The 12,132-nt window shown below is 39.5% G+C and carries 11 protein-coding genes; all 11 read left to right on the plus strand.

Annotation, left to right across the window (positions count from 1 at the left end; all coding sequences use genetic code 11):
- Nucleotides 1–138 precede the first annotated feature (138 nt).
- Nucleotides 139–1,407, plus strand: a complete 1,269-nt coding sequence (locus NSB25_RS04655; protein ID WP_103238281.1) for an ATP-grasp domain-containing protein — start codon at nt 139–141, stop codon at nt 1,405–1,407.
- A 6-nt stretch (nt 1,408–1,413) separates the two neighbouring features.
- On the plus strand, nt 1,414–1,653 hold the full coding sequence (locus NSB25_RS04660; RefSeq protein WP_103238282.1) for a hypothetical protein: 240 nt from the start codon (nt 1,414–1,416) through the stop codon (nt 1,651–1,653).
- Entirely contained in the window at nt 1,638–2,765 is a 1,128-nt protein-coding gene (locus NSB25_RS04665) for an MmgE/PrpD family protein (protein ID WP_103238283.1), read from the plus strand. The genes NSB25_RS04660 and NSB25_RS04665 overlap by 16 nt, the downstream gene beginning before the upstream one ends.
- A 114-nt stretch (nt 2,766–2,879) precedes the next feature.
- Nucleotides 2,880–3,869: an aldo/keto reductase family protein gene (locus NSB25_RS04670; RefSeq protein ID WP_207656133.1), complete on the plus strand. Its 990-nt coding sequence runs from the start codon at nt 2,880–2,882 to the stop codon at nt 3,867–3,869.
- Entirely contained in the window at nt 3,844–4,995 is a 1,152-nt protein-coding gene (gene aepY, locus NSB25_RS04675) for a phosphonopyruvate decarboxylase (protein WP_242982294.1), read from the plus strand. The genes NSB25_RS04670 and aepY overlap by 26 nt, the downstream gene beginning before the upstream one ends.
- Before the next feature lie 43 nt (nt 4,996–5,038).
- Nucleotides 5,039–5,941 (plus strand): peptidase, encoded by a 903-nt coding sequence (locus tag NSB25_RS04680; RefSeq protein ID WP_103238284.1) that lies wholly within the window; start codon nt 5,039–5,041, stop codon nt 5,939–5,941.
- A 38-nt stretch (nt 5,942–5,979) separates the two neighbouring features.
- Nucleotides 5,980–7,131: an HpcH/HpaI aldolase/citrate lyase family protein gene (locus NSB25_RS04685; protein ID WP_103238285.1), complete on the plus strand. Its 1,152-nt coding sequence runs from the start codon at nt 5,980–5,982 to the stop codon at nt 7,129–7,131.
- A 30-nt stretch (nt 7,132–7,161) separates the two neighbouring features.
- Complete coding sequence (locus NSB25_RS04690; protein ID WP_103238286.1) at nt 7,162–7,671, plus strand: fumarate hydratase C-terminal domain-containing protein; 510 nt, start codon at nt 7,162–7,164, stop codon at nt 7,669–7,671.
- Entirely contained in the window at nt 7,664–8,518 is an 855-nt protein-coding gene (locus tag NSB25_RS04695) for a fumarate hydratase (RefSeq protein WP_103238287.1), read from the plus strand. Before NSB25_RS04690 ends, NSB25_RS04695 begins: the two co-directional genes overlap by 8 nt.
- Before the next feature lie 145 nt (nt 8,519–8,663).
- Nucleotides 8,664–10,490 carry an asparagine synthase (glutamine-hydrolyzing) gene (gene asnB, locus NSB25_RS04700; RefSeq protein ID WP_103238288.1) on the plus strand — a complete coding sequence of 609 codons (1,827 nt, stop codon included), beginning with the start codon at nt 8,664–8,666 and terminating at the stop codon, nt 10,488–10,490.
- A 475-nt stretch (nt 10,491–10,965) separates the two neighbouring features.
- Nucleotides 10,966–12,018, plus strand: coding sequence for a glycosyltransferase family 2 protein (locus NSB25_RS04705; RefSeq protein ID WP_103238289.1), 1,053 nt, complete (start codon nt 10,966–10,968; stop codon nt 12,016–12,018).
- The last annotated feature ends 114 nt before the right edge of the window (nt 12,019–12,132 follow it).

The following is a 12,132-nucleotide window of genomic DNA, read 5'->3' on the forward strand; positions in this document are numbered from 1 at the left end:
GGCAGCACATATCTCTATTGCTTAAACAAAATGGATTATCGAAATAGGCCAGTGGGTGATGGTCTGATAAAATACTTAGTGGTAAGCTTTTAGTGGTTGTGGTGTATACTGTTAAAATTAGTAAAAATGGTGTTAAATATGAAAAAATTTAATGGCAAAAAGTTGTTGGTTATAGGAGGTGCTTCACAGCATTGCAAAGTAGTGGAAGCTGCACATAGACTTGGTGTAACGGTTTATGTAGCTGATTACCTGGTAGATGCACCTGCAAAAAAAATTGCAGATAAAGCGATTCTTATGGACATTTATGATATAGATGGCTTAAGTGAATTGTGTAAGACAGAAGGAATGGATGGAGCCATTGCAACATCATTAGATGTATGTTCTATTCCGTATCAAAAGATATGTGAGCGTAGGGGATATCCTTGTTTCGGCACAAAAGAACAATTCGAAATTTTGACAAACAAGATTTGCTTTAAGAAGTATTGCACTCAATATGCTATAGATACCATTCCATCTTATACTAAAAAGGATATCGAACAAAATAATGGTGTGGAGTATCCAGTATTTGTAAAGCCCGCAGATAATAGGGGATCACGTGGACAGTGTATTTGTTTTAATAAAGAGGAAGCACTTTCGGCAATCAGACAGGCAGAGAGGGAGTCGATCAGTGGAGGGATTCTAATTGAAAAGCATATGAGTGGCTATCCTGACTTTACCATATCATATCTGGTCGTAAATGGCGAGCCGCTTTTGGTCAGGACGGGGGATCGATTTGAGGGGCCGAATGGATCTGGGCTTGAGAACCTTTGTATTGCGTCTGTTAGTCCTTCGAAGTATACAGATATATATTTAAAAACAACACATAAAAAGGTTGTTTCCATGTTGAAGAGCATTGGCCTAAAAAATGCCCCTGTTTTTTTTCAAGGGTTTATTGATGGTGAAAGATTCCGTTTTTATGATCCTGGTTTAAGGTTTGCTGGCGGCGAATATGAGAGGATTCAGCGTATAGCAACAGGGAAAGATACGATTCAGATGTTGGTGGAATTTGCATTATGTGGAGAAGCTTCTAATGAAGAAATTGATGATTCTCTATACATGCTGAATGGAAAAAAATCTATTCAGCTCGATCCTACATTACGGGCTGGGAGGATCGTAGATATTCAGGGGCTTAATATAATAAAAGCAAATCCGGATGTAATTGCAATTTCTCAAAGGTATATGTCTGGCGATTTTGTGCCGGACATGAATGATTTGAGGCGTAGGTTTGCTGAATTTGCAATTTTAAGCGACAATATCGAGAAAGTAATTGAAAATGTACATTTTGTGCAAAGCAATTTGAATATAATTGATTCAGAAAGCAAAAGCATGATTGTTTGTCCTTTTGATACAGGAAAACTTGTGAGATGACAAATTATGAATGAATCGAGACAATTAAGCAAAAGACTCTATGAAATCCAAACTCTTTCATTGGCTGATATAAAACAAATCAGAAGGCTGCTGATAGATTTTTTCGCTGCGGCATATGCTGGGGCTAAACAAAACAAGAAATTTAATAATAAAGTTGAAAAAGTGCTATTTGCCCAAGGAGGAAAAGGTGAAGCTTCAGTATTGTTCACAGAAAAAAATTGCCAGCAAATATGGCGGCATTTTTAAATTCCCTCTATGGACACGGCGCAGAATTAGATGACGGATGCCGTATGGCAATGGGGCATGTTGGTGTTCATGTGATTCCTGCAGTATTGGCTTTAGCAGAAGCAGAAGAAAAAACACAAGATGAAATCATGGTTGCAATTGCGGTCGGATATGAAACATATATCAGAATATCAGCTGCCGCACAGCCAGGAATGATCAAGCGAAGTTTTCATTCTACAGGTATGGCTGGTGGGATTGCATGTGCTGCTTCATGCGCGAAACTGTTAGGCCTTGATGCAGAGGGAATTGAAGATGCGATGTCATTAGCAAGTACAATGTCTAGTGGGTTGCTTACATATAGTGAATCCAGGCAAATGATTAAGCCAATTAATCCTGCAAGAGCAGCAGAAACGGGGGTCTTTGCAGCACGCCTTGCACAGTCGGGAATTAAAGGTCCATTGAACTTTCTGGAAGGGCCAAATGGTTGGTTTCATGCGGTTGCGGATTCAGTGAATAAACAAATGATATCAAAGGAATTTGGACATTTGCTCATTCATGACTGCTACTTCAAGCTATATCCATCCTGTAGGCATACACATTGTGGAATTGAAGCGGCAAGTAATATTCACAAAAAGGTTAATCCTGATGAAATCAATAAGGTATACTTGTATTTATATCCAAATGCTATTAAGCTAGCAGGACAAATTAAATTTCCTGTTGAACCAGATGAAACTAAATTCTCAATTCATTATTCTTGTGCTATTGCCCTTTTGTATGGGGAGTATGGTGTTGACTATATGAATCCACCGCTAGTCAATAATGCTATCAGAGATATGATTAATAAAATAGAACTTATTTCTGACGAAGAGATGGAGGATCGAGAAAAAGGCATTCGTGGGACAAAGATAGAAGTAATCATGAAAGATGGCAAAAAGGTCAATGATATTGTTATTGTGCCCAAAGGAGATCCGGAAAACCCCTTAAATGATAAGGATTTGTGGATGAAGTTGAAACTGTGTGCAAAGGATATTGTAAGTGAAAACATTGTTGAAAAATTAGTTATATATATATCTGAATTTGGTGGATCGAAGCTTCTCGATTCCAGAACGCTTTATGGAAGTCGAACTCAATGATGGAAGTTATCCCACGTTTTTTACATGGTCTGATGTACAAATGGAATGCTGAAGAAAGACTGTCAACAAAAATACATACCAACAAATAGAATAATGGAGATTGATATTTAAGCCATGAATTCAATTAACCTGATTTTAGGAACAATGACATTTGGAGAATCTGTTTTCAGCCCAGAAGTAAGCAGGTTTATAAATGCTTTTCTGGATGCAGGATATGCGGAACTGGATACGGCATATGTCTATAACGAAGGTTCCAGTGAAAAACTTATAGGAGAAGTAATAAAAGAAATTGACAAACCATATAAGATTTCAACTAAAGTCAATCCACGTGTTTTTGGAAAACTTGACAGTGACGCAGCCTACAAACAGATTAGGACATCCCTGTTACGGTTGTGCGTTGATTGTGTAGATACATTTTATCTTCATTTTCCGGATCCGGCCACACCGGTTAACTCAGTATTAGAGGCATGTGAGAATCTTTACAGTCAGGGAAAAATCAGGGAACTGGGACTTTCAAATTTCCCGGCATGGATGGTTGCAGACATCTGGCATATCTGTGACAAAAATGGCTGGATAAAGCCGACAGTTTATGAGGGTATTTATAATCCTCTGACAAGGAAAGCAGAAACTGAACTGAAGGACTGTTTGGGCTATTTTGGACTACGCTTTAATGCATACAATCCAATGGCAGGGGGATTATTGACGGGGAGATATGGGAAGGTTGAGGATGTTCCGACAGTGGGGCGCTTCACACATAGACCGAATTATCAGAACCGTTACTGGAAAAAAAGCTATTTTGAGGCAGTAGAAATCATTAAGGAAGCTGCATCCAATCATGGCATTACTTCTATCGAAGCTACATATCGTTGGCTTGCGTATCATTCCATGCTGAATGTGGAACAGGGAGATGGAATCATCCTGGGTGCATCGAAGGTTGAACATTTAATACAAAACATGGAAGCTGTTAAGGCGGGACCTTTACCTGAGGACATTTTAAAATCATTTGAACAGGCATGGGAAATTACAAAACAGGACAGCCCGGAATATTTCACATTATATAAAGGTGGAGGCTCTGTGGGTGGAAAAAGAGGTAGTGGAGGATAAGATGCTGGAGCAGAAAGAAGTATTTGACGAATTGGAAAGGATGGGGATTACCTTTTTTACAGGTGTTCCAGATTCCTATTTGAATGGTTTTTGCAATTATGCATTAAACAATCTGCATGAAAGGAACATCATTGCGGCCAACGAAGGGACTGCTATTGGAATAGCCGCGGGGCATTATCTTGCAAGCAGGAAAATTCCTCTTGTATATATGCAGAACAGCGGCTTGGGAAATGCTGTTAATCCGCTGGTTTCTCTTGTGGATGAACATGTATATTCGGTTCCGATGTTATTGCTGATCGGTTGGCGTGGGCAACCGGGAGCCGGGGATTGGCCACAGCATATACGTCAGGGAGAAATAACATTAAAGCAGCTGGAGATGATGCATATTCCTTATACAGTTCTTGAGGATGACATGGAAGCATTTAAGAAAACCATAACCACAGCAGTAACCTGTTGTAGAGAAAAGCGTCAACCATATGCATTGATTGCTCCTAAAGGTGTTATGGCCGGGGAGAAGGCCAACAATAAAGATACTGTATATCCCATGAGCCGGGAAGAAGCTATTGAAGTGATTTTGGATAACATGCCGAAGGACACTATTTATTCAGCCACAACCGGTCGGGCTACCCGTGAACTGTTCTTTCTGCGTGAAAGAAGAGAAGAAAGCCATATACATGATTTTTTAAACGTTGGTTCCATGGGACATGCATCTTCTGTAGCATTGGGGATAGCATTGGAAAAACCAAATCAAAAAGTGGTGGTTCTCGATGGTGATGCTGCAGCGATGATGCATATGGGAGCATTGACTATGGTCAGTAAGCTGGAAATACCAAACTACATGCATATTGTGTTGAATAATGGAGCCCATGAATCCGTTGGAGGACAGCCCTCCGCAGGCCATAGGGTCAATTTTACGGCAATTGCTGATGCCTGTGGTTATCAGACTGTGCATGAACCTGTAAAAAATAAGCAGGAGCTGACGGCCGCAATAAAGGGACTGGAAAATTGTGGAAAAGCATCCTTTATAGACGTTCGGATCCATAAGGGACTGAGCGGAAAACTGCCGCCGTTAGACTTCTCACACAGGGAAGTAATTGATGGATTGATAGAGAATCTACAGGACTGAGCTAACCCAATAAAATCAGGAAAAGAAAGAAGGACAACCAATTATGAACAGCATGGAGAAAACCAGAGAATTCTTAAAGACCATTGGACTTCCCGACGGAGATGCTTATGATCTTCCTGCCTCTGCGAAAAGATTTGCAGATGGGGGGCAGTATCGTTTTGAAGTACCCGGTATTCAGGGGCCTAAAGTTATGCAGGCACTTCTGGAGGCTATGGAAAGTTATGGTCTGTATCTTCATCGCGTTACTCAAACACAAGGGATTATGCGCCTGACTGATCAGGAAATTGCATCAATGGTTGAACTTGCGCATAAGTGGAAGACAGATTTGATCCTTGCCATTGGACCGAGAGCCACCACGGATACCTCGGCATCCGTCCATACTGAAGAAGGTGTTCGTATGGGATATCGTCTTCGCGGTCAGGAGCAGATTGTGAGGGCTGTTGAGGATGTGAAGAGGGCAGCCCGTCTTGGGTGCAGGGGATTTCTTGTCTATGATGAAGGGTGTCTGTGGTTATTAAATAAGATGCGCGAAGCAGGGGAGATCCCTGCAGACTGCCATTTCAAAGTTTCCGCACATGCAGGTCATGGTAATCCATGTTCTGCGAAGCTTCTTGAAAGTATTGGTGCCGACTCCATTAATCCGGTACGTGATATTCAGCTCCAAATGCTGGCTGCTATGCGTCAGGCCGTTGAATGCCCAATAGACATTCACACCGAAAATCCGAAGTCCACAGGTGGCTTTATCCGACACTATGAGGTACCGGATATGATTCGTGTCGCGGCTCCTATCTATTTGAAAACTGGCGGCTCTGTCGCGGCGACACATAGCTGGGACAGTACGGAGGAAGATGCAGGAAAGAGGGCAAAACAATGCTTTTTGGTCAAGAGAATGATCGATGAATATTATCCGGATGCAGTATGGTCTCCAAAGGGGAGTCTGCTGTAAATGAAATGCCAATATGACGATAGGAGAAGATTGAAAATATGAGACATCATCAGTATAATCCGGATTTTAAATTTGTCGTAAATCCTGAAAGCTTTGATAAGTATACAGATCGGGAAATATTACAATACTGCCTAGGTGCGACAATGTATATGCCTGGAACAAAGGATTTTGCACCTAAGATACTTGCCGGGGCCTATCCTGGTCTGACGACAGTTGTCTTCTGTTTTGAAGATGCCTGCCCGGAGGAGCAGGTGCCGGCTGCGGAAGAAAACGTGCATCATCTTCTTGATACTATTACCAATGCGGTGGAGGACGGTACATTACCGGCTGACAGAGTACCCCTTATATTTATAAGAATTCGCAACCTGGCGCAGTTGAAGCACTTTGGCGAAAAACTGACAAAACATCAGGTTCAATCCTTATGTGGCATTAACTTTCCTAAGTTTAACGCGGAAAACGGATATGAATATTTTGTGTATCTTCAGGATTTGAATGAGCGATTTGATGAGATTCTTTACGGGATGCCGATTATCGAGGATCCGGAGGTGGCTTACAAGGAGACGAGAACCCAGGAATTGATTGGTATCAAAAAGATATTGGACAAGTATCATGACTTAGTATTACAGGTACGAGTGGGAGGAACAGATTTTTCTTCGGTATTCGGAGTTCGTCGAGGTGTCGATTATTCGTTGTACGATATTATGACTGTACGAGAGTGCCTGTCTGATATTATTAATGTCTGTGGCAGGAACAATGAGTACGTGATTTCGGGACCTGTCTGGGAGTACTTCCGTGCACCGAAAGACTTGATGTTTGAGGAACTTCCGAAGCATGGATTGGAAGATTATCTAATCAGGAGACAGCCCCTTGTAAACAACGAAATCGACGGACTTCTTCGTGAAGTCATCCTTGATAAGGCCAATGGATTTGTAGGAAGAACAGTCATCCATCCGACCCATGTGAAATTTGTGAATGCACTCATGGCTGTTACGAATGAGGAATACAGTGACGCATGCATGATTCTGAATCACAGGCATGGTGGTGTTGTGAAAGGAACTGGATCAAATAAAATGAATGAAGTAAGTCCGCATACTAACTGGGCTAAAAAGATTTACAATCGGGCAAGGGCCTTCGGCGTGATTGAGAATGAAGGGGCATATGTAAAGCTTTTTGCTGTAAATGAACAATAAATACATAACCTGTAGCAGGAGAGATGCAAAATGACGATGGACATTCATACTCCAATAACAAATAAGGTGGCGGCAGATTTACATGCAGGTGATATTGTGACAATTACAGGATCTATTTTATGTGGACGTGATACCGTTCTTCCAAGGGTGGTTGGTCTTATAAACGAAGGAAAGAGTGAAACACTGGGGATTGACTTAACAGGAAATGTTATATTTCATAGTGCAGTCAGTCCTGCAGGCGTTGGTCCTACTTCCAGTAACAAACTGGAAATTGAAAGTAGTATAGAAACACTGTCGAAGGCAGGGATTAAGATGCACCTTGGGAAGGGACAAATTCATAGGGAGACCATAGAAGCGTTGGATAAGTATAATGCGGTTTATGCAGTTGTCCCTCCGGTGACGGCTTTATTGGGAGACAGGACCGTCGGGCAAAGGCTGGTCAGTTTCCCAGAACTTGGCATGGAGGCACTATATGAATTAAAAGTAGATCACTATCCGGCAATTATTGCAGCAGCGCATGGGAGGAGCATCTATGATTGACTATGAAAGAACTGTCGCCCTTGTCAGAGATGCTCTTGTTGAAGCAGGCTCGACATTTAGAGAAGATAAAAAAGTGATATATAAGAAGGCAATAGCTGCTGAAACCAATGAGAAGGCAAAGTGGGTTTTGGAGACTGTGTTGGAGAACGCGGAAGCGGCAGAGAAGAATCACAGCCCTCTGTGTGATGATACTGGAATTCCGCATTTGATTCTTGAAGTGGGCGAAGATGCGGTTATAACAGGACGTTTGCTCGATGCAATTAAGCAGGGAGTGCAAGAAGGACTTCGCAAATTACCAGGACGTCCTATGGGAATTATGGGGGATGACGCTCACAGAATTGATCAATCGGGAGGATTGAACCCAGATAGTGCGGGGGTTGAAGCAGCCCCAATTTTATTGAGAAGATGCGGAGATAATGTAATTCGTCTGCATATTTTAATGTTTGGCGGAGGTCCTGCCATACGAGCCAAAACGTATCGAATCTTCCACAGACACGATATGCAGGTGGTAGTAGATGAGATTGTAAACTGGGCAAGGGAAGGGGTTTCCCAGCTTGGATGCTCTCCCTGTACACTTGCTGTCGGAGTAGGCCGCAGCCATTTTGAGGCCACCGCTATGATGCTGGAGGCTCAAGTGGACGGCAGATATGAGATTCAAAGTGAATTGGAAAAAGAAATAACGCGAAGAGTAAATGAAGCTGATATTGGACCATTGGGACTTCACGGAAGGACAAGCGTTCTTGCCACATTTATGAAAGTCGGACCGCAGAGAGCAAGTGGTGTAAGGATTGTCTGCGTAAGGCCTGCTTGTTGCTTCGAGCCAAGAATAGCAAGCGTAGAATTGTAAGTGTAGAACACCTCTTATGAGGCAATTATAGAGAAATTTTGAGAAAGAGAAGGTTGAAGAATAGAATGTGTGGGATTTGCGGAGTCATTCAAAAAAAGGACATTAATTCAGGGGGGGTATTGCGCTTGAGGATTTTAAACGTGCAATGGAGGTTCAAAGGCATCGTGGACCTGATGATCAGGGAATTGTCGCATTTCGATATGACGGAACTGTAAAAGAAGCGGAAACTGCGGATAAATTATATGGAGAAGGTAATTTCGACGGTGGGTTCGGCTTTAACCGTCTCAGCATAAAGGATTTGAGCATTGAAGGACATCAGCCAATGCTTTCTGGTAATAAGAAAGTGATTCTTGTGTTCAATGGCGAAATATATAATGATGTAGAATTAAGAAAAGAATTAATAAATAAGGGATACAACTTTAGAAGTACAACCGATACGGAAGTCATTCTTAAAATGTATGAAGAGTATGGGTTTGAGCAAATGATTGGCAGATTGAATGGTATGTTCGCAATTGTCATTATGGATCTTAGGACAAATTTTCTTTATATGGCCAGAGATCGATTCGGCATCAAGCCATTATATTATTCTGATATAGATGGAAAGATATATTTTGCTTCCGAGTTAAAAAGTCTGATTCAGTTTAAAGGCTTTAAAAGAGAACTGGATTTTGATGCATTCAATGCAAGAATCATCTTTTCGAGACCAAGCGACAAAGTATTGCTCAAAAATGTAAATATGTTAGCCCCCGGATGGGCATTAATTGTTTCTCCAGATGGCAATGTCAGAAGATGGCAGTTCTGGAATATTGATCATTACGAAAGACAAAATAAATACAAAAATATTGACGATGCTATTGAAGCTCTAGATTGTATACTTGCTGATGCGGTTGAAAGACAATTGGTAAGTGACGTAAAAGTAGGATGTCAGGTGTCTGGGGGAATCGATTCTACACTTGTAAGTTATTATGCAAATAAGGCTGATGTGCCAAACTTAAATGCTGGTGTGTCAATCGTTGATAATACCCAGGCCGGTAGGATTGAAGAGCATTATATTGATATTGTCAGTAATACTCTGAATTTAGAAGAACATAAATTTAGAATGGATGAGGAATTTTTTATTAATAACTATGAAAGAGCCTCGTGGTGTAACGATGCTCCTATATATAAGCCGTTCTTTCTGTCGTTCTATTTACTGGCTAAACAGGCAAAGAACTATGTAACCGTATTGATGAGCGGAGAAGGTTCTGATGAAACCGCAGGGGGCTATGGAAGGTTTGCTGCTGGTGTTTTCCAGCCCTTTATGTCAAAGTTTAACTTAAGGTCTGGTTCTTTAAAAAGCTATGATAGCTATGCTGAATATGAAGTGATGTCTGATTCTACAATTTTAGGATTTACAGCCAAAGATTATGACAATACAGCAGAGCTTATCGAGAATGAGATAGATAGGTTTAATGAGTTCAAGGGCAGCAATTTTACGAAGCATCTAAAGTATGAAACTATGTATCGACTTCCGGAATCCTGTCTGCGACAGGACAAAATGACAATGGCTTCTTCCATAGAAAACAGAGTCCCGTTGCTTGATAATGATGTTGTTGATTTTATCATGGAATTGCCGGAAAGTATGCTTTTACATTTCAAGGAGGGATCTCCTTTGGAAATGGGAGATAACCCATTTGAGTGGATTGATGGAAAGTATATTTATAAAGAATTATTGGCACGGAAATTTGGGCATGATTTTGTATATAGAAAAAAAGGAATTATGGTTTTTGACGAAAAGACATTATTAGCATGTACAGGATTTAAAACACTGTTCTATAATAAAATTTTTCCTTCTATGAAAAGAAGAAATGTTATTGATTATGATCATATTGAAAAGCTTTATCGCAATTTGGCAGGCTTAAATAAAAATGAATTTAACTTGATGTGGAGAGTAATAGGTTTGGAGACATGGTGTCAGCAGTTTATTGATTAAGAATGGGTTCTTATGCGTAATGCGCAAAATTTTATTGGTACGGCTGTATCCTATGACACTTCATTTCGAACTGTCAGGAAGCAGGCGGGGGTGGTCGGAGCTTTATGAAGATAATCATGTTATTCGTAAACTTTAACAGCTGTCAGCTGAATTTGGGACAAAAGTAATTGCAGAGAAAAACGTTGGTGTAGCAATGCTGTAATCAATAATAATTATTCCAATGTTATAGAATGCAGAACGGTGATAATACACAGCGACAGAATAAAACGCACAATTGAGAATGGATTTGTGACACAAAGAGGTATGCAAATGGTAAAAAATTTGGTGACCAGATCGATATGATATTCCCATGTTTATACGGATTATTTCAGTATAACTAAAGTGCACTTTTTGCCAATCTGAGTACAGATTGGCATATAAAAACAATTAACTTCACGGATTTAGGTTTAAGATATCATACAAGGTGGTATAAAAAATGTTACGAAAGCAATATGTTAAAAATCAGCAAATTATAGATAATTATTATAAACAACCTATATTAATTTCGATTATTATACCAACTCATAATGTTGAAAAATATATTCTACATTGTCTAAGGTCTATTATTGAGCAATCATACTCTAATTTTGAAATAATAATAGTAGATGATTTTTCAACAGATGGAACTTTGACTATTGTTTCAGAAATGGCAAATGTATGTAATAAAATTGAGGTAATTCAACTATTAGAAAACAAGGGATCAGCTTTTGCGCGAGAAAAGGGGTTAGAGATATGTAGAGGAGAATTAATAACGTTTGTAGATGGTGATGACTGCTATTGTGATAATACTGCTCTGGAAAAAATTATTCAAACATATATCTGCCATCCTGTTGATTGTATTATGTGGGAATATCAAGCCCGTCATAAAGGGAATATACTTCGGAGGCATTATTATAAGGGGAAAACAGGTTATTATAATGTGCAAGATGTCGCTTTTATGAAGATTAAAAGACCATTACCGCATTGGCACTATTTATGGAATAAATGTTATCGGCATGATGTAATTAAAAAAAATGGAATTCATTTTATAAGTAAATTACGTAGAGCAGAAGATGTTCGTTTTAATGAAGATTTTATGAGTGTAGCACAAGATTATTACATTATACCCCAAATGTTATATGAATATAATTGTACGAATCCAAATCAGGTTACCAAAGAGAATGTTAATCAGACACTTAAAGTTGTTCAACAAAGTTTGAACAGATACAAAGAAACTTTAGATAATAATTTACAGTTATGTAGTGATCTAAATATTTTGGAAAAGGCTCAAAAATATGTATATAGAGATTTTTATATAAAAACAATCAAACTTTTATTGGCCTCAAGGAGATTCAGGTGGAATAAAGAATTTAGAAAAGCTATATTTTCTGATAGTATATATAAACGTAGCGCAGCTATGACACATGGGAAACAATGGATAATAATTGGATTATATCTGGAGAGTGTAAAGAATATTTTGAAAAGAAAAATTAAAAAATATTTAATCTGACTTTTTAAAGTTTGTTGTGAATATAAGATTTGAGGCAGGCTCTAGACTTTTTCTAGTATTGTCTTTTTGAAATTTATCTATAATAAGACAGAAGTTCTGTTATTTGATTGATAA

The sequence above is a fragment of the Acetatifactor muris genome, from assembly GCF_024623325.1.
GTDB classification, from domain to species: Bacteria; Bacillota; Clostridia; order Lachnospirales; family Lachnospiraceae; genus Acetatifactor; species Acetatifactor muris.